Here is a 23,658-nt window from a genome sequence, read left to right as displayed (position 1 = left end):
AACCGAAAACCACGAAGGCGCGACGCTCGTGCCGGGAACTTGAGGAGGCAGATATGGCTATTACGAAGAAAGCATCGGCTCATTGGGAAGGTGACCTGAAAACCGGCATCGGCTCGATCTCCACTGAAACCGGCGTACTCAGAGAAGCACCTTATGGCTTCAAGGCGCGCTTCGAAGGCGGCAAAGGCACCAATCCGGAAGAGCTGATCGGCGCAGCGCATGCGGGGTGCTTCTCCATGGCGTTTTCGATGATTCTCGGCGATGCCGGTCTCAAGGCTGACAGCATTGATACCAATGCCGAAGTCACCCTCGACCAGGTGGACGGTGGTTTTGCGATCACCGCCGTGAAGTTGATCCTCAAGGCGAAAATCCCTGGGGCGACTCAGGCGCAATTCGAGGAATTGAGCAATAAAGCCAAAGAAGGCTGCCCGGTTTCCAAAGTGTTGAATGCGAAAATCAGTCTGGATGCGACATTGCTCAACTGAGCACGGCTTTTCGCAGTTACGGATAAAAGATCGCCGCCTCAAAGCAGGCGGCGGTCTTTTTTTGCGCCTGGACAAAACCTGACCCGCGAAATTGTGGTCGAATAAATGACAGCAGTGAAAGCGCATTACCCTGCGCGCTGCTTCAAAGGAGCTTCAACCATGAAACGTTTTGCCTTGGCGGTTATCTGTTGCGCACTGGCCACATCGGCCCTTGCCGCAACGAAATCCTGTGAAGAATTGAAGGCCGAAATCGAAGCCAAGATTCAGGCCAATAACGTCTCGTCCTACACCCTGGAAATCGTCACCAACGATGAAGTGCACGATCAGAACATGGTCGTGGGCTCATGCGAAAACGGCACCAAGAAAATCATCTATCAGAAAAATGACCGCTGATTCGCCTCACATCAGGCAATAGGACTCACTGTCTTCAGCGACGATCTCGCGCTTGGCGTTGTACAACCGGGCACCGGGCGTGAACACTATCGACTGGCCGACCAGCAAATAACGCTGACCGGCTTCGAAATGATCGTACTTGATGGTCAGGTAGCACAGCCGTTCCGTTGGCCCGTCCATTACTCCCAAACCGCCCCCACCGGGGATTTCAAAGTCGAATCGAACGAGCAGCACGTGGCTGCCGGGCATCACCTGAAAAAATCGTCCGTCGTTCAACCGCTGATTGTCCAGTCGCTCGGCCATTAACAACTTGTCGTTGGGGAATGGCACAGAGAAATCGACCCAGGCCATCTGCGGATTAACCGCTGGCAACGGGCTCTGACAGCCAGCAATCACACTGGCGGCGAGCAACAGCATCAACCTGCGCATGATGAATGTCCCACTGATTCGGACATTCAGCATAACGCTGATCAGGTGTGTTGGCAGCCTGCCGGTGTGCCATGGCCAATCACTTGTCGCTGTTGGTTATAGAGCTTCGCCCACGGCCGAAAGCCGATGTTCCCCGCTTGCAGCTGATAGCGCTCACCGGCGTTGAAATCGTTGAATTTCACGTTCAGCTGGCAATCACGCCACAGCGGCTCGGCATCCGGGCCGATATTGGTCGGCTGGACCGCGAACTGGTAGCGTACCGTCAGCTCATGACTACCGGGCTGCACCTGGAAATAGCGCTTGTCGCTGGAGGCTGTATTGTCGACTTCCACCGCTTGCAGTGCCGTGTCTTGCTGTTTTGATTCCAGGTCAATCCACGCTTGCGCCGGATCGTGGTGAGGGAATCCGAATCCAGCACAGCCCGTCAGCAACAACAGGCCTCCCGTCAGCATCAACTTGTGCATAGCGCAGCTCCAGTCAGGCGGGATAGTCTTGCGGGCAGACTTTCCAGGGATGTTTTTATTTTGATCAGGCCGTTTCCAAGCCTTGGGGTACTTGATCGCGTTTTGCGCGTTTTGTTTCCGAGTGTGTTGTTTTTGTTGCTCAACGGTTGCGCCAGCGTCAGCTATTACGGTCAATTGGCCAGTGGTCAGCTGCAACTGTTGCGGGCCCGCGAGCCGGTCGCCGAGGTGATTGCCGACCCCTCCCGCGATCAGAAACTTCGTGCGCACTTGGCGCAGTCACAAAAAGCCCGCACGTTCGCCAGTGCGCATCTGCACCTGCCGGATAACCAAAGCTATCGCCTGTATGCCGACATCGGCCGGCCGTACGTGGTCTGGAATGTCTTCGTCACCCCGGAATTTTCCCTGAAGCCGCAAAACCATTGCTTCCCGATCGCCGGCTGCGTCGCCTATCGCGGCTACTACAGCCAGAGCGCCGCCCGAGGCGAGGCCGCCGTTCAGCGACTGCAAGGTATGGACGTTTCGATCGGTGGTGTCGAGGCGTACTCGACGCTCGGCTGGTTCAACGATCCGATCATCAGCTCAATGATGGGCTGGGGCGACGAGCGGCTGGCGACCCTGATTTTCCATGAGCTGGCGCATCAACGTGTTTATGTGAAGGGCGACACTGAGTTCAACGAGTCTTTCGCCAGCTTCGTCGAACAGGAAGGCACGCGCCAATGGCGTGCATCCCGCGGCTTGGCGCCGGACAACGGCGCACACGTACAGCGTCGGGATCAATTCACGCAACTGGTGCTGGACACTCGCACGCGCCTTGAAACGCTTTACGCCCTGCCCTTGCCGGTGGACCAGATGCGCCAGCGCAAGGCCGCCGAGTTTGAACGACTGCGCAGCGAATACCGGCAGTTACGTGACAGCCAATGGGCGGGGGACAGGCGCTATGACGCCTGGGTCAACGCGCCGATGAACAACGCCCGGCTGTTGCCGTTTGGATTGTATGACCAATGGGTGCCAGGGTTTGCGGCGTTGTTTCGGCAGGAGGGAGGGGATTGGGTGAGGTTTTATGCGGCGGTCGACAAGCTGGGGGCGTTGCCGGTTGGGGAGCGCAAGGCGGCGTTGAAGGTGTTGGCAGAATCAAAGAGTTTCAGCGGCTGAATAGGCCTCTTCGCGAGCAAGCCCGCTCCCACAATGGACCTGTGTTCAAAAATCCCATGTGGGAGCGGGCTTGCTCGCGAATGGATTTGATCAGCGCTGCAAAAATGCCTGATGCATCTCATCCAGCGTTTCAAAGTGATAAGTCGGCGCTTCTGCACTCAACTCTTCATGGCTGCCAAAACCATAACCCACAGCCGCCGAATCCAGCCCATTACTGCGCGCACCGATCAGATCATGCTTACGATCACCGATCATCAGGGTATTGGCAGGATCCAGCCCCTCTTCAGCCATCAAATGCGCAATCAACTCGACCTTATTCGTACGCGTCCCGTCCAGCTCACTGCCGTAAATCACCTTGAAGTGCTTGGCGAAATCAAAGTGCCGGGCGATTTCCCGAGCGAATACCCATGGCTTGGAGGTGGCGATGTACAACTGACGCCCTTGCCCACCCAAGGTTTCCAGCAGCGGCGTGACGCCATCGAACACACGGTTTTCGTACAGACCGGTGACCTTGAAGCGTTCACGGTAGAAGTTGACCGCTTCCCAGGCCTTGGGCTCATCGAAGTCGTAAAACTGCATAAATGCCTGCAACAACGGCGGGCCGATGAAGTGTTCCAGCTTGGTCAGGTCGGGTTCGTCGATACCCAGTTTGCTCAGGGCGAACTGGATCGAACGCGTGATGCCCTCGCGCGGGTCGGTCAGGGTGCCATCGAGGTCGAATAAAACGGTTTGGTAATGCATGAATAATCCAGGGCAATAACGGGGCGGGGTCAGAGCTGGTCGTAACCTTCGGCCAGATGCAGATCCTTGAGCTTCGCGTAATTCGCTGCGCTGTAGGTGAAAAAGGCTTTTTCCTTGTCAGTCAGCGGGCGGATCTGTTTCACCGGGCTGCCCACATACAGGAAGCCGCTTTCCAGGCGTTTGCCCGGCGGCACCAGGCTGCCAGCACCGATGATCACCTCATCTTCGACCACCGCACCGTCCATGACGATGCTGCCCATGCCGATCAGAACCCGGCTGCCCACGCTGCAACCATGAAGCATGACTTTATGCGCGATGGTCACATCGTCGCCGATCAGCAACGGAAAGCCATCGGGATTGAACGGGCCGGCATGGGTGATGTGCAGCACGCAGCCGTCCTGAACACTGGTACGCGCGCCGATGCGGATGCGGTGCATGTCGCCGCGAATCACTGTCAGTGGCCAGACAGAGCTGTCTTCGCCGATTTCAACGTCGCCGATTACCACCGCCGATCCGTCGACAAAAGCGCCTTTGCCCAGTAGCGGCGTGTGGTTCTGGTACTTGCGAAGGTTCACGATAGGGTTTCTCTCTGTTGCTGATAGCTGCGGTGAGCGTCGATTGTAATTAAGATGGCCGCATGTTTCTTCCAGCCAAGGTGCCAACCGTGAGCGTGAACAACCCTCTTTTGCAGTCCTACGACCTGCCGCCGTTCTCGGCGATCCGTGCCGAACACGTGCAACCGGCCATTGAACAGATCCTGGCTGACAACCGTGCCGCCATTATCGAGATCCTCAAGACCCAGGGCAAACAACCGACCTGGGCCGGCCTGGTGCTGGCGATGGACGAGCTCAATGATCGCCTGGGCGCCGCCTGGAGCCCGGTCAGCCACTTGAATGCCGTGTGCAACAGCGCCGAATTGCGTGAAGCCTACGAATCCTGCCTGCCCGCGCTGAGCGCCTACTCCACCGAGCTGGGCCAGAACCGCGAGCTGTTCGAAGCCTTCGACGCCCTGGCCAAGAGCCCGGAAGCCAACGGTTTCGACGTGGCGCAGAAAACTATCCTGGAACACTCCCTGCGCGACTTCCGTCTGTCGGGTATTGACCTGCCGCAAGCCGAGCAACAGCGTTACGCCGAAGTGCAGAGCAAGCTCTCGGAATTGGGCAGCCGCTTTTCCAACCAACTGCTCGACGCCACTCAAGCCTGGACCAAGCACGTCACCGATGAAGCCACCCTCGCCGGCCTGACCGATTCGTCCAAGGCACAAATGGCCGCCGCCGCACAGGCAAAAGGCCTGGAAGGCTTTCTGATCACCCTGGAATTCCCCAGCTACTACGCGGTGATGACCTACGCCCACGACCGTGCCCTGCGCGAAGAAGTCTACGCCGCCTACTGCACCCGTGCGTCGGACCAAGGTCCGAATGCCGGTCAGAACGACAACGGCCCGGTCATGGAAGAAATCCTCGATCTGCGTCAGGAATTGGCCAGACTGCTCGGCTTCGCCAGTTTCTCCGAACTGAGCCTCGCCACCAAAATGGCCGAATCCAGCGACCAGGTGCTCAGCTTCCTGCGTGACCTGGCCAAGCGCAGCAAGCCGTTTGCCGCACAGGACCTGGAACAGCTCAAAGCCTACGCCGCCGAACAAGGCTGCCCGGACCTGCAAAGCTGGGACAGTGGTTTCTACGGCGAAAAACTTCGCGAGCAGCGTTACAGCGTTGCCCAGGAAGCGCTTCGCGCCTACTTCCCGATCGACAAAGTGTTGGGCGGCCTGTTCGCCATCGTGCAGCGTCTGTACGGCATCGAGATCGCCGAACAGAAGGGCTTCGATACCTGGCACCCGGACGTTCGCCTGTTCGAAATCAAGGAAAACGGCCAGCACGTCGGCCGCTTCTTCTTCGACCTCTATGCCCGCGCCAACAAGCGCGGTGGTGCGTGGATGGACGGCGCCCGCGATCGTCGCCGCACCGCTGAGGGCGTGCTGCAAAACCCGGTGGCCAACCTGGTGTGCAACTTCACCCCGGCCGACAGCGGCAAGCCTGCGCTGCTGACTCACGATGAAGTCACCACCCTGTTCCACGAGTTCGGTCACGGCCTGCATCACCTGCTGACCCGCGTCGAACACGCCGGCGTTTCCGGCATCAACGGCGTGGCCTGGGATGCGGTCGAGCTGCCGAGCCAGTTCATGGAAAACTGGTGCTGGGAGCCGGAAGGCCTGGCGCTTATCTCCGGTCACTACGAAACCGGCGAGCCACTGCCTCAGGACCTGCTGCAGAAAATGCTCGCGGCGAAAAACTTTCAGTCCGGCCTGATGATGGTCCGCCAGCTGGAATTCTCGCTGTTCGACTTCGAACTGCACGCCACCCACGGCGATGGCCGCAGCGTGGCGCAAGTACTTGAAGGCGTACGCGACGAGGTGTCGGTCATGCGTCCACCGGCCTACAACCGTTTCCCGAACAGCTTTGCGCACATCTTCGCCGGTGGTTACGCGGCGGGTTACTACAGCTACAAATGGGCGGAAGTGCTGTCGGCCGATGCGTTCTCGAAGTTTGAAGAAGACGGCGTGCTCAATGCCCAGACCGGCCGCGCGTTCCGCGAAGCCATCCTGGCGCGTGGCGGTTCCCAGGAGCCGATGGTGCTGTTCGTCGACTTCCGTGGCCGTGCCCCTTCGATTGACGCACTCTTGCGCCACAGCGGTCTGAGTGAGGTCGCGGCAGCATGAGTGAGGGACCTGTGATTACCAAGAAACGCTTTATCGCCGGGGCGGTCTGCCCGGCATGCAGCGAGCCGGACAAGTTGATGATGTGGAACGAAGACGAGGTCCCGCACCGCGAGTGCGTGGCCTGCGGTTATTCCGACACGTTGAATGAACAAGGTCTGTCCGTGCCCAAGGAGTTGGGCACGCGGGTCAATACATCGGCGCTGAAAGCACCGGACGCCAAGGTTCAGGCCGTACAGTTTTTCCCGAACCCCAAGCTGAAGAAAAAGCCTGACGAGCAACACTGAGTCAGTACCACCTTCCCCTCGTTTAAGGGTGGAAGGTGGTATTTATCTACCGCACCTGCACCGCGCCTCCTGCTTAGGCTGAATCCTTCAGTCGCCATTCAAGTAGGACGCCATGCCTGATACCAACCCCCTTTTGGAATACTGGGACCTCCCGCCGTGGTCAGCCATCCGTGCTGAACATCTGGTGCCAGCCATCGAAACAATCATTGCTGACAACCGCCGGAGCATTGCTGAAATAACGGTCAGCCAATCCGCTCTCCCGACTTGGGATGATCTTGTGCTGGCCATTGATGACCTCGATGCACGCCTGGATGAAGCCATGGGTATCATCGAAACTCTCATGTCGGTCAAACATGACGACGACACATGGGACGTTGCGAGTCTGTGGTGTGGCGAAGCCATGGCGCATTACAAAACAGAGAAGATGGGTCATCGCGCACTTTGGCAAGCCTACCGGGATCTCGCGCAAAGTCCTGCCGCCCAGAATTACGATGACGCGCGCAAAGCCGTACTGAGCAAAATTCTGCGCGAGTTTCACTTGTCAGGGATCGAGTTGTCCGTCGAGCAACACCAGAAGCTGACGCAACTGAACGTCGAAATCGGCCTGCTCGAACGTTTGTTCTTGAGCAATTTGCAAAGCGCCAGTACGGCCTGGAGCAAGCAGATCGACGACGTCACGCAGCTCAAGGGCTTAACCCAGGCAACTCAGGATCGCCTTGCGCTCAATGCCCGGCAGGCAAGGCAGTCCGGCTGGCTGATCCATCTGGACCAGGGCACCTATCATGGAGTCATGACCTATGCCGAAAATCGTGCACTTCGCGAAGAGTATTTTGTCGCCTACTCCACTCGAGCTTCCGATCAAGGTCCTGACGCCGGGCAATTCGATAATGAACCCGTGCTTGAGCGCCTATTGTCCCTTCGTCACCAGAAAGCCCGGTTGCTCGGGTATGAAAACTTTGCGCATCTGAACCTCGCAACAGAGATGGCGGAGTCCACGACGCAAGTCAGCGCGTTCCTGCGTCGACAGGTGACCCAGGTGATACCTGCGCTCGCGCAGGACACACAGGCGCTCAAAGCATTTGCGCTGGAGTGCGGCATCAGTGAAGTCCGCGCCTGGGACGATGAGTTTCTTGCCGAACAGTTCCGCCAGCAAAATCTCGGTGGTGGCTTGAAAAACCTGCGTGCTTATTTTCCGCTGGACGGCACATTGCGGCGGCTCTGCCTGTTCTGTGAACGCATGTTTGCCATCCAGATCGTCGAGCAGACAACGTTCAGTTATTGGCATGACAGCGTGCGCCTCTTCGAAGTCAGCGAGCATGGGCAGGTGATCGGGTACATCTACCTTGATCCTTTCCACCGAGAGGAGGCTGCGGACTATGCCTGGACCGCCACCCGCCGCAATCGACGGATAAACGCCGAGGGTCGACTGACGCGGCCAATCGCTGTGCTCCATGGAAACTTCACACCTGGCGTCAACAACCATCCATGCCTGCTCGCGCACCAGGATCTGAGGGTACTGTTCCATGAGTTCGGTCATTGCTTACAACACGTTCTGACGCGTTCGCCTCACCATAGCCTTTCCGGCATTTCCCAACTGGGGCGTGACAGTGCGGAGTTTGCCGGTCAATTGTTCGAGCTTTGGTGCCTGTCAGGAGAATTTCTGTTGTGGCTGGGGGCTCATTATCAAACCGGTGAGCGCTTGAGCGAGGAGCGAGTCGACAAAGCGCTGGCCGCTGTTCAAATACAGACCAGCCGGCAAACAGCCACCCAGTTGATGGGCGCCTTGCTCGACTTCGAATTGCATCACTGCCGGGGTGATGGCCGCAGCATTCAGCAAGTGTTCGAGGATGTTCAACGCGAGATTCCCGACCTGCAACTGCCATCGTATAGCCGGTTCGCCAACGGGTTCGACTACATGGTGACCGGCTACGCGGCCTCGGTTTACGCCTACCAGTGGTCGGGCGTGCTGGCGACCAAGGCGTTCAAACGGTTTCAACTGGATTGGGTCTTTAACCCGCAAACAGGCAAGGCTTTTCGTGAAGCATTTTTTTCACCGGGCGACTCTCGCTCGCTGCTGAGCGCCGTGAAAGAGTTCCTTGGAGGGTCAGGCACCGACGACGTTTTTGCGGTGTTGCCAGAGGCTATTGCCCGCTAAACACACGGTTACTCAATATGGGCCGATTTGAACCAGCTCTTCATCGAACAAGTGGCAAACGGGCTGGTGCTGCAATCACCATTGGCCAACGCGGTGCGAAGCTTGTCGACGTCAGCCTGCATCATGTAACGCACGCCATCCTTGAAATGGGTACTGTCACCAAAGCCGCCCTGAGTCATTTCATTCAGGGCGTCTTCCTTGCTCCAGCCCTGGATCACGACCCGATACATGGCCGCCATCAACCCCGTACGATCTGAACCGTGCTTGCAATGCATCAGCACCGGGCCATGGGACTCGGCTGTCTGAATGGCACGAAGGGCCGCGAGTACATCCGCGTCATCCACGTGATTGGTTCGGTAGGGCAACTGGACCTGGGTGATGCCTGGTGTCGACAGCCAGTTTTTATCCGATTCGGGCAGGAAGTTGATGACGGTTCCTACCTTCAGCTTTTCCAGCAGTGGAAGGGCTCCGCGGTCAGGCAATGCGCTGCGGTAGAGCGTCGAGGACATTTGAAAGAGGTTGTATTGCACCTCGACCGATTGAGCCCACTCAGCAGGGCGGGGTGAAGCGCTGTCATCCGCATGGGCCAGGGTCAGGTTGAAAAGTGCAGCCATTGACAGCAGAAACGTCGCAGGCAAGAGGCGCAGTCGGGACATGCTCGGACAACCCTGTTGAATAAGTACTGCATAGCTTCTGCTGTGAGCAGTCAAAGGCCTGTGAGCCATCCGTCAAAGAATCGTGAATTGAGCGGCGGCCCCCGGTTTTTTCTTATTGCCTATACATGTCACTAATAAAAAACGACACGGACAAGTTCCGTGTCGTTTTAGAAGCAATCACTGAACCATTGAATTTCAATAGCCATCGGTTGCAGAAGTCAAATTTCAGTCAAGGGTTGATAATCTTTGCATACGCTTTCGCCAACGCAATCAAAACAACTTTGTCTTGCGCGTCGATTGCACCGTCCCCGTTGACATCAGGCGTGCTGCCCATGGTAAAGGTAACGCCACCATCATTCGACACGGCCTCGCGGGTGCGGGTATCCAGCAGAGAGTAGGTCGGCGCACGGTTTTCAGGATCATAACCCTCTTCCTTTAACGCAAATTGCATGGAAACCCGAACTTCTTTTGGACTAACGATAGAGGGCGCCTGTAGTTGTAAAAACACGCCGCGTTGGTTGTAGCCCGACATTTATTAAATCCTTTTAATAGTGAGAACACGACAACTTCGTGTGCAGCGAAGAATACTGACAACATAGACAAAAGTGCCACGCGCATTATGTTTCTCATAATGACGAAACTGGAAAGTTGTCAGGTGCCGAACGGCACTGGTCGATTCCGCCAAGCCCGTATACTGTATGCACATACAGCTAAAGGATCTTGTCGATGGCTACCCCTTTGCCACCTCGCGGTCGCGGCACCGCCACCAATCCGCACAACCGCTTCGCGCCGAATCGCTCGGTGGTCGAGGATGATGGCTGGTATCAGGAAGCGCCGGTCACCCAAGGCACCGAGGTGCGCATCGAAACGGCGAAAACCATCATCACCCGTAATAATTCGCCGGATTTGCCCTTCGATCGTTCGATCAATCCCTATCGCGGCTGCGAGCATGGCTGCATCTATTGCTATGCGCGGCCCAGCCACGCCTATTGGGACCTGTCGCCGGGGCTGGATTTCGAAACCAAGTTGATCGCCAAGACCAACGCCGCCGATGTGCTGGAAGAACAGCTGAGCAAGCGCGGCTATCAATGTGCGCCGATCAACCTGGGCTCCAACACCGATCCGTATCAGCCCATCGAGCGCGAGCACAAAATCACCCGTAGAACCCTCGAAGTTCTGCTGCGTTACCGTCATCCGGTAACCATCATCACCAAAGGCTCGCTGATTCTTCGTGACCTGGACTTGCTGGCCGAACTCGCCGAGCAACGGTTGGTGGCGGTGATGATCAGCCTCACCACCCTCGACGACGAACTCAAACGCATCCTCGAACCGCGTGCCGCCGCACCCAGAGCACGGTTACGAGCGATCCGTGTGATGCGTGAAGCGGGGATTCCGGTTGGCGTGTTGTGCTCGCCGATGATTCCGATGATCAACGACAGCGAACTCGAGAGCCTGCTGACCGAGGCGCATGCCGCCGGGGCGCAAAGTGCGGCCTACATGATGCTGCGCCTGCCACTGGAAGTCGCACCGCTGTTCGAAGAATGGCTGGCGGCCCATTACCCGCAGCGTGCCGCCCATGTGTTGAGCCTGATCCGCCAGAGCCGTGGCGGGGAACTCTATGACAGCCGGTTTGGCGCCCGGATGCGCGGCGAAGGGCCATTTGCCGACCTGCTAGCGCAACGTTTTGCCAAGACCATCAAACGCCTGGGGCTCAATCGCCGGGAAGGTTTTGATCTGGACTGTGAAGCCTTCTGTCCGCCGGGTCGCCAGATGTCGTTGATTTGAGGACAATTGGCCTAAGGTTGAACAGTGGGAAACGCACGGCGCATTCAGGCTGGTCACGTTTTTTGTGACGTGGAACACACGTTCTAGAGCGCTTGATTCAGTTTGAGTTAAGTTTCGGCGGCTACCTTGTTCATCGAGTGACTGACGGGTCTGGTTTTGCGACCTGGATGTTTTTTAAACAGCCACTGGCTTCACACCGGACAAAACGGGACACTTCCCTGACTCCGCCATTGAGGATGAATTCATGAGTGACAAGGATAAACAGCCGTTGGCTGCGTCGGCTTCCGCCCAACCCGAGACGGAAACCGCCGATGCAGCGTTGAAGCATATTATTGACGGCTTTTTGCATTTTCATCATGAGATCTTTCCGCAGCAGGAAGAACTCTTCAAAAAACTTGCTACGGCTCAACAACCACGGGCGATGTTCATTACCTGTGCCGACTCGCGCATCGTGCCCGAACTGATAACCCACAGTTCACCGGGCGATCTGTTCGTGACCCGCAACGTTGGCAACGTCGTACCGCCTTACGGCCAAATGAACGGTGGCGTTTCCACGGCCATCGAGTACGCGGTCCTGGCGCTGGGCGTGCAGCACATCATCATCTGCGGCCACTCCGATTGCGGCGCGATGCGCGCGGTGCTTAACCCCGACAGTCTGGAAAAAATGCCCACGGTCAAAGCCTGGCTACGGCATGCGGAAGTCGCGAAAACCATGGTGCACGACAACTGCAACTGCACCGACGAAAACGAGACGATGCATATCCTCACCGAGGAAAATGTCATCGCCCAATTGCAGCACTTGCGTACCCATCCCTCGGTAGCCTCACGCATGGCGAACGGTCATCTGTTCATCCATGGCTGGGTCTACGACATCGAAACCAGCGAAATCAAAGCGTACGACGCGGAACAGGGGTGTTTCCTGCCGCTCGATGGCAGCCATCCGATTCCGGTGGCAACGCCCAAAGCGCGTTTCTAAAACCTCCTAAATCCCCGTGTGGTTGAGTCGAGGCTGCTAATCAAGCAGCCCGGCTTCGCCATGCCTGAAAAATGTCGGGAGCTTCAATATGCGTGCTGCGCAACTTAGAGCTGTTTTGCCACGGGAGCTGCTGGCCTCGGTGGTTGTATTTCTGGTAGCCCTGCCCTTGTGCATGGGCATCGCCATCGCTTCGGGGTTGCCGCCAGCCAAGGGATTGATCACCGGAATCATCGGCGGTCTGGTCGTAGGCTGGCTTGCCGGCTCGCCGTTGCAAGTCAGCGGCCCTGCGGCGGGTCTGGCGGTTCTGGTGTTCGAACTGGTGCGCCAGCACGGCGTCGCCATGCTCGGGCCCATCCTGCTGCTGGCGGGACTTCTGCAATTGCTGGCCGGGCGCCTGAAGCTCGGCTGCTGGTTTCGGGTCACGGCGCCAGCGGTGGTGTACGGCATGCTCGCCGGGATTGGCGTGCTGATCGTGCTCTCGCAGGTACACGTCATGCTCGACGGGGTGCCCAAGCCTTCCGGGCTGGATAACCTGGCGGCCTTTCCAGCCGCGGTGATGCAAGCCCTGCCGTCGCTAGGCTGGCAAGCCGGGTTGCTCGGGCTGTCGACGATGGCGGTGATGTGGCTGTGGGAAAAATTCCGGCCTCATTCGTTGCGCTTCGTTCCGGGTGCGCTGCTGGGCGTAGGGCTGGCGACGGTCGCCAGCCTGATGCTCGCGTTGCAGGTCAAACGCGTGGAAGTCCCCGCCAACCTGGCCGAGGCCATCGATTGGCTGAAACCCGCTGACTTGCTCAACCTGGCAGACCCGACGTTGCTGGTCGCCGCGTTCGCCGTGGCGTTTATTGCCAGCGCCGAAACCCTGCTGTCGGCCGCTGCGGTAGACCGCATGCACAGCGGCCAGCGATCCGACTTCGATCGGGAATTGTCGGCGCAAGGCGTGGGCAACATGCTCTGCGGTCTCTTGGGCGCATTGCCGATGACGGGCGTGATCGTGCGCAGTTCGGCCAACGTCCAGGCCGGTGCTACCACGCGACTGTCGGCGATCTTCCACGGTCTGTGGCTGCTGGCGTTCGTGTTGTTGCTATCGAGCCTGCTGCAAAGCATCCCGGTAGCAAGCCTGGCGGGTGTGCTGGTTTACACCGGCTTCAAACTGGTCGACCTCAAGGCCTTTCGCGGACTGGGCCGATATGGCCGGATGCCGATGTTCACCTACGCAGCGACTGCGCTGGCGATCATCTTTACTGACTTGCTCACGGGGGTGTTGATAGGCTTCGGCCTGACGCTGGCCAAACTGGCGTGGAAGGCTTCGCGGCTGAAGATCAGTCTGATCGACCTGCCGACGGTTGGAGAAATGGAGTTGCGGCTGACCGGCGCAGCGACCTTTCTCAAGGTGCCGGCGCTGACCCAGGTGCTGGGCACCATTCCCGCCGGTGCAACGGTGCATGTGCCGCTCAATAACCTGAGCTACATCGATCACTCGTGTCTGGAGTTGCTGGAGGAATGGGGCCGGGCGAATGCGGCCAAGGGGTCGACGCTGTTGATCGAAGCGCGGGGGTTGAAGCGCAGGTTGGAGGGGCGGTTGCGTACTACATCCAGAGTGGGTTCTACGGCTTAAAACACAATCAATGTGGGAGCGGGCTTGCTCGCGAATGCGGTCAATCATTCAACATTGATGTCGACTGACACACCGCTTTCGCGAGCAAGCCCGCTCCCACAGGGGATTTCCGTTGACTGTTAAATCAAGCTGCCGGCTGATCCAGTTCCAGGCCTACGCCCAAACGGCGCGACATGCACGGCCAGCGTTTCCACGCGGCGCCAGTGTCCGGACTGCTGAGTTTCTCGCGGTAGGCTTCTACCGACTCCAGTGCAAAGCTCTGGTCGTCGAGCATCTCGTCCAGGGCGTGATGCACCACTTCATCCAGTTGGTTGGCAAACACCTCACCGATCAATTGGTGGGCAATCAGGTTGGCGACAGTCATGTCCAAGGGGATCAATGGCTGGCCCAGATGCTTGATGTACAGGTCGTTGACCTCTTCGACAAAGCGGTGCGCCAGGTAGGCTTCGTCCAACAGGCTGTCGAGTCCGACATGTCCCGCCATGATCGTCGGCGGCTGAAGGAAGTACTGTTCGGCAATTTTCAGCACCGGTTTGATCTGGGACTCGATACCGGCTTCCCTGGCCACTTCATTGGCTGCTTCCAACAGATCAGGTACTTCGTCGATGTAGGCAGCGACGAAACGTGTCAGCACGCCGTTGGCGTCCGCCTCCGGCAATTGGATCGAAGGGTGCAGATGAGGCAGTTTGCTTTCCAGCTGACGCGTCAGCAGGCCGGTCTCGGCTTCATGTGTTTGGGCTTTTTGGATCTGCTCGCGCAATGCGGCGGTGTTCATGAAAACTCCAGGAAACAAAGGCAATGAAATAGGGAAGACATAACTTAGCTGCCTTATGAAAAATGCTAAGACGCATTTGTCATAATTGTTTCATCCTTGAGACGCCTCCGTTATATCGATTTGCCACCACTCGTCTGCATCCTTCTCCATTCGTGCCCTTGAACGCAAGTCCCAGCTGTTTCAGATCATTTACGCCATCACGTTGCGAGGTGGCAGTCGCTGTCTATACTCGGGTTGGAAATGGAGTTAGCTGATGACGCCCGACTGCACACGCAGCAAGGCCCGGCGATTCAAGTTCGTAGTCTGAAAAAGCCGCTCCCTTGCCGCAGGTGAAAGCCGGCGGGATAACAAGAACGATAAGGGGAACCCGCAATGATGCGACATCCACACGTCTGGATGGGCCTCCTGTTGTGGTCGATTTTCAGTCAGGCGCAAGCGGCCTGGACTGTGAATATGGCGCCGGGAGCGACTGAAATCAGTCACGCAGTATTTGACCTGCACATGACCATTTTCTGGATCTGTGTAGTGATCGGCATCATCGTCTTCGGCGCCATGTTCTGGTCGATGATGGTCCACCGCCGCTCGACCGGGCAGGTGGCCGCAAAATTTCATGAAAGCACTACCGTCGAAATCCTCTGGACCATCGTGCCCTTCCTGATCCTGGTGGCCATGGCGGTTCCCGCGACGGCCACCCTGATCAAGATGTATGACGCCAGTGAGCCGGATATCGACATCCAGGTCACCGGCTATCAGTGGAAGTGGCACTACAAATACCTGGGCCAGGACGTCGAGTTCTTCAGCAACCTGGCCACTCCCCAGGATCAAATCCACAACAAGGAAACCAAGGGCGAGCACTACTTGCTCGAGGTCGACAAGCCGCTGGTGTTGCCGATTGGCGCGAAAGTGCGCTTCCTGGTGACCTCCGCCGACGTCATTCACTCCTGGTGGGTGCCGGCCTTCGCGGTCAAGCGCGATGCGATCCCGGGGTTCGTCAACGAAGCCTGGACCCGCATCGACAAGCCCGGCATCTACCGTGGCCAATGCGCCGAGTTGTGCGGCAAGGACCATGGCTTCATGCCAATCGTGGTCGAGGTCAAGGAAAAGGCCGATTACGAAAAATGGCTCGCTGACCGCAAGGCTGAAGCCCTGCAACTCAAGGAGCTGACCAGCAAGGAATGGACCCTCGACGAGCTCAAGGAGCGCGGCGACAAGGTCTATCACACCACCTGCGTCGCCTGTCACCAGGCCGAAGGTCAGGGCCTGCCGCCGATGTTCCCGGCGCTCAAGGGTTCACCGATTGCCACCGGGCCGAAAGCCGATCACCTGCACCGCGTTTACTTCGGCAAACCCGGCACCGCCATGGCGGCGTTCGGCAAGCAGCTCTCGGAAGTCGATATCGCGGCGGTCGTGACCTACGAACGTAACGCCTGGGGCAACAACAAAGGCGACATGGTCACTCCTAAAGAAGTGCTGGAGCTGAAACAGGCGGAAAGCAAATGACCCGGTCTATTGCGCGTGTAAGGAACCGGTCGGGGCTACGCGCCCCGGCCTGCCCAGCCCATCTGTTTGCAGGAGACAGGCCATGAGCGCTGTTATCGATGACCACGGTCACGCCGACCACGCCCACGGCCCCGCCAAAGGCCTGATGCGCTGGGTGCTGACCACCAACCACAAAGACATCGGCACGCTGTACCTGTGGTTTGCGTTCAGCATGTTCCTGCTCGGTGGTTCGTTCGCGATGGTGATTCGCGCCGAGCTGTTCCAGCCGGGGCTGCAAATCGTCGAGCCGGCGTTTTTCAACCAGATGACCACCATGCACGGCCTGGTGATGGTCTTCGGCGCGGTAATGCCGGCCTTCGTCGGCCTCGCCAACTGGATGATCCCGTTGATGATCGGCGCGCCGGACATGGCGTTGCCACGAATGAACAACTTCAGTTTCTGGCTGCTGCCGGCGGCATTCATCCTGCTGGTCTCGACCCTGTTCACCGCCGGTGGCGGACCGAACTTCGGCTGGACCTTCTACGCCCCGCTATCAACGACCTACGCCCCGGAAAGCGTGACGTTCTTCATCTTCGCCATCCACTTGATGGGCATCAGTTCGATCATGGGCGCGATCAACGTGATCGCCACCATCCTCAACCTGCGCGCCCCCGGCATGACGCTGATGAAAATGCCGCTGTTCGTCTGGACCTGGCTGATCACCGCGTTCCTGCTGATCGCGGTGATGCCGGTGCTGGCCGGGTGCGTGACGATGATGCTGATGGACATCCACTTCGGCACCAGCTTCTTCAGTGCCGCCGGTGGCGGTGACCCGGTGTTGTTCCAGCATGTGTTCTGGTTCTTCGGCCACCCCGAGGTGTACATCATGATCCTGCCGGCGTTCGGTGCCGTCAGCTCGATCATCCCGACTTTCTCGCGCAAGCCGCTGTTCGGCTACACCTCGATGGTTTATGCAACGGCGAGCATCGCGTTCCTGTCGTTCATCGTCTGGGCGCACCACATGTTCGTGGTCGGCATTCCGTTGGTGGGCGAGCTGTTCTTCATGTACGCCACGTTGCTGATCGCGGTGCCGACCGGGGTGAAGGTGTTCAACTGGGCCAGCACCATGTGGCAAGGCTCGCTGACTTTCGAGACGCCGATGCTGTTTGCGGTGGCGTTCGTGATCCTGTTCTCCATCGGTGGTTTCTCCGGGCTGATGCTGGCCATCGCCCCGGCGGACTTCCAGTACCAGGACACCTACTTCGTGGTTGCGCACTTCCACTATGTGCTGGTGCCGGGGGCGATCTTCGGGATCTTTGCCTCGGCGTACTACTGGCTGCCGAAATGGACCGGACACATGTACGACGAAACCCTCGGCAAGCTGCATTTCTGGCTGTCGTTCGTCGGCATGAACATGACTTTCTTCCCGATGCACTTCGTGGGGCTGGCGGGCATGCCGCGACGGATTCCGGACTACAACCTGCAATTCGCCGACTTCAACATGGTGTCGTCGATTGGCGCGTTCATGTTCGGTGCGACGCAGCTTTTCTTCCTGTTCATCGTGATCAAGACCATTCGCGGCGGCCCGCCAGCACCGGCCAAACCGTGGGAAGGGGCCGAAGGCCTGGAGTGGAGCGTGCCGTCACCGGCGCCTTATCACACCTTCACCACGCCGCCGGAAGTGAAATGAACGCCCTGAGCTGTGCAGGAGTGAGCCTTTGTGGCGAGGGAGCTTGCTCCCGCTCGTTTGCGAAGCAGACGCAAAGCTTTTGGGGCCGCTTCGCGACCCAGCGGGAGCAAGCTACCTCGCCACAAAGGCCAGCTCCCACAGGGTTCGGCGTAGAGGTTGAAAACCATGGCTGACTCGATTTCGATGAAAAAACTGGTCACCCGCCTGTTGCTGGTGGTGGTGGCGATGTTTGTCTTCGGGTTTGCCCTGGTGCCGATCTACGACGTGATGTGCAAGGCGTTCGGCATTAACGGCAAGACTGCCGGGCAGTACGAGGGCGAGCAAACGGTCGACACGTCGCGGCAAGTGCGCGTGCAGTTCCTGTCGACCAACACCGCTGACATGCCCTGGGATTTCTATCCCAAGAGTGAAGAGTTGACGGCCCATCCGGGGGCGGTAAACGAGATGATTTTCATCGCGCACAACCCGACCGACAAACCGATGAGCGCCCAGGCCGTGCCGAGCATCGCGCCCAGCACCGCGGCGGCGTACTTCCACAAGACCGAATGTTTTTGTTTTACCCAGCAAGTGCTGCAGCCCGGTCAACGGATCGAGATGCCGGTACGTTTCATCGTTGACCGTGACATGCCCAAGGATGTGAAACACCTGACGCTGTCTTACACGCTGTTCGATATCACCGCACGCCATCCACCCGTGGCGGTTGCCGCCAGTACCGGTGGCTAGGCGCTAATGCGTGCCCGATAAGGAGAACAATAAATGGCAACTCATGAACACTATTACGTACCGGCCCAGAGCAAATGGCCGATCATCGCCACGCTCGGCATGCTCACCACCGTGTTCGGCCTGGCCACCTGGTTCAACGATCTGAAAGCCGCGCGGCCGGAATCCCACGGCCCGCTGATCTTTTTCGTCGGTGGACTGTTGTTGGCGTACATGCTGTTCGGCTGGTTCGGCACGGTGATCAAGGAAGGGCGCGCGGGGTTGTACAGCGCACAGATGGACCGCTCGTTCCGCTGGGGCATGAGCTGGTTCATCTTCTCGGAAGTGATGTTCTTCATCGCCTTCTTCGGCGCGCTGTTTTATGTACGGCACATCTCAGGCCCCGCACTCGGCGGCGAAGGGCCCAAAGGCATTGCCCACATGCTCTGGCCAAACTTCCAGTTCGCCTGGCCGCTGCTGCACACCCCGGACCCGAAACTCTTTCCGCCGCCCAAGGAAGTCATCAGCCCGTGGGGCCTGCCGCTGCTCAATACCATTTTGCTGGTGAGCTCCAGTGTGACCGTGACCATCGCCCACCACGCCTTGAAAAAGGGTCATCGCGGCGCACTGAAAATCTGGCTGGCGATCACCGTGTTGCTGGGCTGTGGATTCCTCGGGTTCCAGGCCGAAGAGTACATGCATGCCTACCACGAACTGGGCCTGACCCTGGGTTCCGGCATCTACGGCGCGACGTTCTTCATGCTCACCGGTTTCCACGGCGCCCACGTGACCATTGGCACGATCATCCTGTTCGTGATGCTCATTCGGATCATGCGCGGGCACTTCGATAACGAGCACCAGTTCGGCTTCGAGGCGGCGAGCTGGTACTGGCACTTCGTGGACGTGGTGTGGATCGGGTTGTTCGTTTTCGTCTACGTGCTCTGAGGCCTTACCAAGGCGCCGTAGAAACCAACTGGCCGCTGTAGAAACCCCAGGCGATCAAGCCGACGGTGGTGGCGGCCAGGGCAACACGAACACTCAAGGCAATGACGAGGCGGTTTGAGCTGCTGTCGTCCTTGACCAGAAAAAAAAGGCCGCTGAACAGGCTGACAACCGTGGCAATCAGCATCAGGACGATGGCTGCTTTGAGCATGGTGAGACTCCGGGGGAAAGGCGATGCACTTGAGTATAGCTATCGCGACTCACGATTTTTTGGCCACGCCATGAAGCGCTTCCGGCCGGGCATCGTGCCGACACTGGTGGTCGCCCTGTTGCTGCCGCTGCTGGTGTCGCTCGGGTTCTGGCAACTGAACCGGGGCGCAGAGAAAAGCGCGCTGCTGCAAAGCTATGCCGAGCGTCGTGCCGCCGAGCCGATGGCCAGCACCGAACTGCAACACACCGAAGACCCGGCCTTCCGCCGCGTTCATCTGCACGGCCAATTCGACGCCGCACACAGCCTGTTGCTGGACAATCGGCAGCGCGACGGCAAGGTCGGCGTCGAGCTGCTGCAACCGTTTCAGGACCAGGCGACCGGGCTCTGGATGCTGGTCAATCGCGGCTGGCTGCCCTGGCCGGACCGGCGCACGCCGCCGCAGTTCATCACGCCGACTCAGGCGTTGAGCCTGGACGCCTGGGTCTACGTTTCCCCCGGCGCGACCTTTCAATTACACGCCGATCCGAGCGCCACCACCTGGCCTGAGTTAGTCACCGCCGTCGAGCCGTCGAAGCTCTGGACGGCGCTGGGGCGTGAAGGGTTTGCCTACGAATTACGCGCAGAAAACGGTCCCGCGACGTACCAGGCCGATTGGCCAGTCGTCGCCATGGGCCCGGAAAAACACATCGCTTATGCCGTGCAGTGGTTTGCCATGTCGCTTGCCCTGTTCGGCCTCTACCTCTATCTCGGTTGGCACAACGCAAAGGAGAAACACCATGGGAGTGGCCATGAATCCACCCAGCATGTCTGAAGCGAAACCGCCGGCGAGTCGACGCAAGGGTCGCTTGCAGTTGCTGCTGATTCTGCTCGGGGTCATCGGTCCGATGATCCTCGCCACCGGCATGTACAAATTGCAGTTCTGGGTGCCGGACGGTCGCAGCTATCACGGCGAACTGATCGGCAACGGCCAGACCCGCGCGGACCTCGGTGTGCAGGCCGAGGAGGATCGCTGGCAGATGCTGGTGACCGCGCCGAAGGAGTGTTCGGTGGACTGCCAGCAACTGGTGTACCTGGCGCGGCAGATTCAGATCGGCCTCGGTCGCGATGCGTCTCGTGCCAGCCACGCTTTGGCCGCCGCGCAACCGCTGACGGCGGATTACGACGCCAAGCTGACCCGCGAATACCCGCAACTGCAACGCTACCCCATGGACCTCACCACCTTCAGCAAGACGACCGGCGACAAAACAGTCCCGCAGCTGTGGATCATCGATCCGCACGGCAATCTGGTGCTGCGCTATGACCCGACGGTGAAGGGTAAGGACCTGCTCAACGACCTGCGTCATCTGCTGAAACTGTCGAACATCGGATAAGGGCATCGTCATGGCCAAACCTGGATTTCGCCTCGCGCTGTTTGCCACCTTGCTGGCACTGATTGTGGTGCTACTCGGCGCCTACACCCGCCTGACCCACGCCGGCCTCGGCTGCCCGGACTGGCCGGGTTGCTACGGTTTTATCAGCGTGCCAAAAAGCGAAGCCCAGCTGGCCCATGCCGAGCTGCATTTTCCCGATACGCCGGTGGTGGCCCACAAGGGCTGGAATGAAATGATCCACCGTTATTTTGCCGGCACGCTGGGCATGCTGATCGCGGTGCTGGCCGGTCGCGCCTGGGTGCATCGTCGTCATCCGGGGCAACCGGTGAAGTTGCCGCTGTTTCTGCTGGCCGTGGTGTTCGCCCAGGCCGCGTTCGGCATGTGGACGGTGACGCTCAAGCTCTGGCCACAGGTGGTGACCGGGCATTTGCTTGGCGGTTTTGCCACGTTGAGTCTGCTGTTTCTACTGACGTTGAGGTTGTCCGGCGTGCTGCCGGCGCTGACGGTGCCACGACGTTTGCAGTACTGGGCGACGGCCGGTTTGCTGCTGGTGATCCTGCAAATCGCCCTCGGCGGCTGGGTCAGTTCCAACTATGCCGCCGTGGCCTGCATCGATTTCCCGACCTGCCATGGGCAGTGGATTCCGCCGGCCGATTTCGCCAACGGCTTCCACCTGACTCAACACATCGGCCCGAATTATCTCGGCGGGCAACTGGACAGCGACGCACGCACGGCGATTCATTTGACTCACCGTATCGGCGCGCTGCTGGTCACGCTCGTACTGCTCGGGCTCGCCTGGCAGCTGAAAGTCGTCGGCATGACCCGCCTCGCGGGGCTGGTGCTGGTCGCCCTCGCCACCCAAATCACCCTCGGTATCAGCAACGTGCTGTTCCACTTGCCCCTGCCGGTGGCCGTCGCCCACAACGCGGGCGGCGCGGCACTGCTGCTGACGATGGTGCTGGTCAATTATCACGCGCGAACCAGTCTGGTTCGGGTCAAGCAGCAATCCCCTGCGCGCTGGCGGTTCAGCCCGCGTAAACACTCGGCCGGGCCCATAACAATAAAAGGAGAGATGCCATGGCGACTCTGATCGGCGAACGTCACAGTCAGGCAATCTGGCGTGACTATCTGGAGCTGACCAAGCCGAAAGTGGTGGTGCTGATGCTCATCACCTCGCTGGTCGGCATGTTCCTCGCGACCCGCGCCGGGGTGCCGTGGACGGTGCTGGTGTTCGGCAATCTGGGGATCGCCCTGTGTGCCGGAGGTGCGGCAGCGGTCAACCATGTGGTGGACCGGCGCATCGACGCGGTGATGGCCCGCACGCACAAACGTCCGTTGGCCGAAGGCCGGGTGTCGCCGGCGGCGGCGCTGACGTTTGCCTTGGTATTGGCCGTGCTGGGCCAAGCCGTGCTGCTCGCGTTCACCAATGCGCTGACGGCCTGGCTGACCCTGGCTTCGCTGCTCGGCTATGCGGTGGTCTACACCGGTTTCCTGAAACGCGCGACCCCGCAGAACATCGTCATCGGCGGCCTGGCCGGGGCTGCCCCGCCGCTGCTTGGCTGGACCGCCGCGACCGGGCATGTCAGTGCCGAACCACTGCTGCTGGTGCTGATCATCTTCGCCTGGACCCCGCCACACTTCTGGGCCCTGGCGATCCACCGCAAAGAGGAATACGCCAAGGCCGACATTCCGATGCTGCCAGTGACCCACGGCGAGCACTACACCAAGGTACACATCTTGCTTTACACCTTCGCGTTGCTGGCCGTCAGCCTGATGCCCTACGTGATCCACATGAGCGGCGTGCTCTACCTGATTTGCGCGCTGGGGCTGGGCGCAAGGTTTCTGCAATGGGCCGTGGTGCTGTACCGTGGCACTCGGCCGCACGCGGCGATCAACACGTTCAAGTACTCTATTTACTACTTGTTCCTGCTGTTTATCGCGCTGCTCGTAGACCACTACTTACTGTTGAACCTATGACTCGAACCCAGAAAACCGTCTTCATTCTCGTCGCCCTGATCGCACTGGTCCTGGGCCTGACCATCAACAAAGTGCTGTCCGGTAAAGGCCAGGGCGACCCGACGGCACTGATCGACGCGGGCATCATCCTGCTGCCGCAAAGCCGCAACCTGCCGGACGTGAAGATGACCGATCAGGACGGCAACCCGGTGACGGTCAATCAGCTGAAAGACAAGTGGAGTTTGCTGTTCTTCGGCTACACCTTCTGCCCGGACATCTGCCCGACCACCCTAGCCCAGCTGCGTCAGATCAAGAGCGAGCTGCCACCGGAAGCGGCGGCCAAGTTGCAGGTCATCCTGGTCAGCGTCGACCCGAACCGTGATACCCCGGCTCAGCTCAAGCAGTACCTGGGCTACTTTGATCCGCAGTTCAAAGGCCTGACCGCCTCATCGGTGGATGACATTCAGAAACTGGCCAACGCGGTGAGCATTCCGTTTATTCCGGCGGACACCAGCAAGCCCAATTACACGGTGGATCACAGCGGTAATCTGGCGGTGATCGGGCCGGATGGCACGCAGCGTGGGTTTATTCGGGCACCGTTGAACAATGTGAAATTGGTGGCGCAGTTGCCGGTGATGCTTAACCGCAAATAGTTCGGACAACACATAACCCCTGCGGGAGCGGG

The 23,658-nt window shown here is 59.0% G+C and carries 26 protein-coding genes; 18 read left to right on the top strand and 8 right to left on the bottom strand.

Annotated features, from left to right (window positions below; genetic code table 11):
* Positions 1-53 precede the first annotated feature (53 nt).
* Both EAH78_RS03235 and EAH78_RS03230 read left to right on the top strand, forming a co-directional pair.
* Entirely contained in the window at positions 54-485 is a 432-nt protein-coding gene (locus EAH78_RS03235) for an OsmC family protein (protein ID WP_140665517.1), read from the top strand.
* 159 nt (positions 486-644) lie between these two features.
* Complete coding sequence (locus tag EAH78_RS03230) at positions 645-878, top strand: DUF1161 domain-containing protein (protein ID WP_140665514.1); 234 nt, start codon at positions 645-647, stop codon at positions 876-878.
* Positions 879-884: 6 nt separating this feature from the next.
* Here EAH78_RS03230 and EAH78_RS03225 read toward each other — a convergent pair whose 3' ends face one another.
* Positions 885-1,307: a hypothetical protein gene (locus tag EAH78_RS03225; RefSeq protein WP_140665511.1), complete on the bottom strand. Its 423-nt coding sequence runs from the start codon at positions 1,305-1,307 to the stop codon at positions 885-887.
* Positions 1,308-1,348: 41 nt separating this feature from the next.
* Positions 1,349-1,771 carry a hypothetical protein gene (locus EAH78_RS03220; protein ID WP_140665508.1) on the bottom strand — a complete coding sequence of 141 codons (423 nt, stop codon included), beginning with the start codon at positions 1,769-1,771 and terminating at the stop codon, positions 1,349-1,351.
* Between the two features lie 60 nt (positions 1,772-1,831).
* Between EAH78_RS03220 and EAH78_RS03215 the strand changes: the two genes are divergently transcribed.
* Positions 1,832-2,923: an aminopeptidase gene (locus tag EAH78_RS03215; RefSeq protein ID WP_140665504.1), complete on the top strand. Its 1,092-nt coding sequence runs from the start codon at positions 1,832-1,834 to the stop codon at positions 2,921-2,923.
* Between the two features lie 90 nt (positions 2,924-3,013).
* Here EAH78_RS03215 and EAH78_RS03210 read toward each other — a convergent pair whose 3' ends face one another.
* Together EAH78_RS03210 and EAH78_RS03205 are read right to left on the bottom strand one after the other, a co-directional pair.
* Entirely contained in the window at positions 3,014-3,664 is a 651-nt protein-coding gene (locus EAH78_RS03210) for an HAD family hydrolase (RefSeq protein WP_140665501.1), read from the bottom strand.
* Positions 3,665-3,693: 29 nt separating this feature from the next.
* A complete protein-coding gene (locus tag EAH78_RS03205) occupies positions 3,694-4,239 on the bottom strand; it encodes a gamma carbonic anhydrase family protein (RefSeq protein WP_123433308.1) in 546 nt (181 codons plus the stop codon).
* 62 nt (positions 4,240-4,301) lie between these two features.
* On the opposite strand from EAH78_RS03205, the gene prlC reads away from it, so the two are divergent.
* From prlC to EAH78_RS03190, 3 genes are all read left to right on the top strand, one after another.
* On the top strand, positions 4,302-6,380 hold the full coding sequence (gene prlC, locus EAH78_RS03200) for an oligopeptidase A (RefSeq protein WP_170219093.1): 2,079 nt from the start codon (positions 4,302-4,304) through the stop codon (positions 6,378-6,380).
* Complete coding sequence (locus EAH78_RS03195; RefSeq protein ID WP_140665494.1) at positions 6,377-6,664, top strand: YheV family putative zinc ribbon protein; 288 nt, start codon at positions 6,377-6,379, stop codon at positions 6,662-6,664. Before prlC ends, EAH78_RS03195 begins: the two co-directional genes overlap by 4 nt.
* A 112-nt stretch (positions 6,665-6,776) precedes the next feature.
* Positions 6,777-8,819, top strand: coding sequence for a M3 family metallopeptidase (locus EAH78_RS03190; RefSeq protein ID WP_140665491.1), 2,043 nt, complete (start codon positions 6,777-6,779; stop codon positions 8,817-8,819).
* A gap of 8 nt (positions 8,820-8,827) precedes the next feature.
* On the opposite strand, the gene EAH78_RS03185 is transcribed toward EAH78_RS03190, so the two are convergent.
* Together EAH78_RS03185 and EAH78_RS03180 are read right to left on the bottom strand one after the other, a co-directional pair.
* The gene (locus tag EAH78_RS03185; protein ID WP_140665488.1) at positions 8,828-9,475 is read right to left on the bottom strand and encodes a dual specificity protein phosphatase family protein; all 648 of its coding nucleotides are present in this window, start codon (positions 9,473-9,475) and stop codon (positions 8,828-8,830) included.
* A 229-nt stretch (positions 9,476-9,704) separates the two neighbouring features.
* Complete coding sequence (locus tag EAH78_RS03180; protein WP_140665485.1) at positions 9,705-10,007, bottom strand: hypothetical protein; 303 nt, start codon at positions 10,005-10,007, stop codon at positions 9,705-9,707.
* A gap of 194 nt (positions 10,008-10,201) precedes the next feature.
* On the opposite strand from EAH78_RS03180, the gene EAH78_RS03175 reads away from it, so the two are divergent.
* The 3 genes from EAH78_RS03175 to EAH78_RS03165 all read left to right on the top strand — a co-directional run bounded on the left by EAH78_RS03175 (position 10,202) and on the right by EAH78_RS03165 (position 13,851).
* Positions 10,202-11,260: a PA0069 family radical SAM protein gene (locus EAH78_RS03175; RefSeq protein WP_140665481.1), complete on the top strand. Its 1,059-nt coding sequence runs from the start codon at positions 10,202-10,204 to the stop codon at positions 11,258-11,260.
* 244 nt (positions 11,261-11,504) lie between these two features.
* Positions 11,505-12,236, top strand: coding sequence for a carbonic anhydrase (locus tag EAH78_RS03170; RefSeq protein WP_140665477.1), 732 nt, complete (start codon positions 11,505-11,507; stop codon positions 12,234-12,236).
* An 88-nt stretch (positions 12,237-12,324) separates the two neighbouring features.
* A complete protein-coding gene (locus tag EAH78_RS03165) occupies positions 12,325-13,851 on the top strand; it encodes a SulP family inorganic anion transporter (RefSeq protein ID WP_140665474.1) in 1,527 nt (508 codons plus the stop codon).
* Between the two features lie 124 nt (positions 13,852-13,975).
* Here the strand turns inward: EAH78_RS03165 and EAH78_RS03160 are convergent, their stop codons facing one another.
* Positions 13,976-14,626 carry a hypothetical protein gene (locus EAH78_RS03160; RefSeq protein ID WP_140665471.1) on the bottom strand — a complete coding sequence of 217 codons (651 nt, stop codon included), beginning with the start codon at positions 14,624-14,626 and terminating at the stop codon, positions 13,976-13,978.
* Positions 14,627-14,998: 372 nt separating this feature from the next.
* Between EAH78_RS03160 and coxB the strand changes: the two genes are divergently transcribed.
* The 4 genes from coxB (at position 14,999) to EAH78_RS03140 (ending at position 19,439) form a co-directional block, all read left to right on the top strand.
* Positions 14,999-16,126 (top strand): cytochrome c oxidase subunit II, encoded by a 1,128-nt coding sequence (gene coxB, locus EAH78_RS03155; protein WP_140665468.1) that lies wholly within the window; start codon positions 14,999-15,001, stop codon positions 16,124-16,126.
* Between the two features lie 82 nt (positions 16,127-16,208).
* Positions 16,209-17,795: a cytochrome c oxidase subunit I gene (gene ctaD / locus EAH78_RS03150; protein WP_140665465.1), complete on the top strand. Its 1,587-nt coding sequence runs from the start codon at positions 16,209-16,211 to the stop codon at positions 17,793-17,795.
* Positions 17,796-17,960: 165 nt separating this feature from the next.
* Positions 17,961-18,518, top strand: a complete 558-nt coding sequence (locus EAH78_RS03145) for a cytochrome c oxidase assembly protein (protein WP_027926131.1) — start codon at positions 17,961-17,963, stop codon at positions 18,516-18,518.
* Positions 18,519-18,551: 33 nt separating this feature from the next.
* Positions 18,552-19,439, top strand: a complete 888-nt coding sequence (locus EAH78_RS03140; protein WP_140665462.1) for a cytochrome c oxidase subunit 3 — start codon at positions 18,552-18,554, stop codon at positions 19,437-19,439.
* Positions 19,440-19,443: 4 nt separating this feature from the next.
* Here the strand turns inward: EAH78_RS03140 and EAH78_RS03135 are convergent, their stop codons facing one another.
* On the bottom strand, positions 19,444-19,647 hold the full coding sequence (locus EAH78_RS03135) for a twin transmembrane helix small protein (protein ID WP_027926133.1): 204 nt from the start codon (positions 19,645-19,647) through the stop codon (positions 19,444-19,446).
* A 70-nt stretch (positions 19,648-19,717) separates the two neighbouring features.
* Between EAH78_RS03135 and EAH78_RS03130 the strand changes: the two genes are divergently transcribed.
* The 5 genes from EAH78_RS03130 to EAH78_RS03110 are packed head-to-tail and all read left to right on the top strand — an operon-like array spanning position 19,718 to position 23,626.
* A complete protein-coding gene (locus EAH78_RS03130) occupies positions 19,718-20,458 on the top strand; it encodes an SURF1 family protein (RefSeq protein ID WP_140665457.1) in 741 nt (246 codons plus the stop codon).
* Positions 20,424-21,017: a hypothetical protein gene (locus EAH78_RS03125; protein WP_140665454.1), complete on the top strand. Its 594-nt coding sequence runs from the start codon at positions 20,424-20,426 to the stop codon at positions 21,015-21,017. The genes EAH78_RS03130 and EAH78_RS03125 overlap by 35 nt, the downstream gene beginning before the upstream one ends.
* A 10-nt stretch (positions 21,018-21,027) precedes the next feature.
* Positions 21,028-22,107: a COX15/CtaA family protein gene (locus tag EAH78_RS03120; protein ID WP_140665451.1), complete on the top strand. Its 1,080-nt coding sequence runs from the start codon at positions 21,028-21,030 to the stop codon at positions 22,105-22,107.
* Positions 22,095-22,994, top strand: coding sequence for a heme o synthase (cyoE, locus tag EAH78_RS03115; protein WP_140665447.1), 900 nt, complete (start codon positions 22,095-22,097; stop codon positions 22,992-22,994). The genes EAH78_RS03120 and cyoE overlap by 13 nt, the downstream gene beginning before the upstream one ends.
* Positions 22,991-23,626, top strand: coding sequence for an SCO family protein (locus EAH78_RS03110; protein WP_059181882.1), 636 nt, complete (start codon positions 22,991-22,993; stop codon positions 23,624-23,626). The genes cyoE and EAH78_RS03110 overlap by 4 nt, the downstream gene beginning before the upstream one ends.
* The last annotated feature ends 32 nt before the right edge of the window (positions 23,627-23,658 follow it).

The organism is Pseudomonas arsenicoxydans (assembly GCF_006438915.1).
In the GTDB taxonomy this organism is placed as follows: domain Bacteria; phylum Pseudomonadota; class Gammaproteobacteria; order Pseudomonadales; family Pseudomonadaceae; genus Aquipseudomonas; species Aquipseudomonas arsenicoxydans_A.
This window is presented reverse-complemented; position numbering and strand designations above follow the sequence as displayed.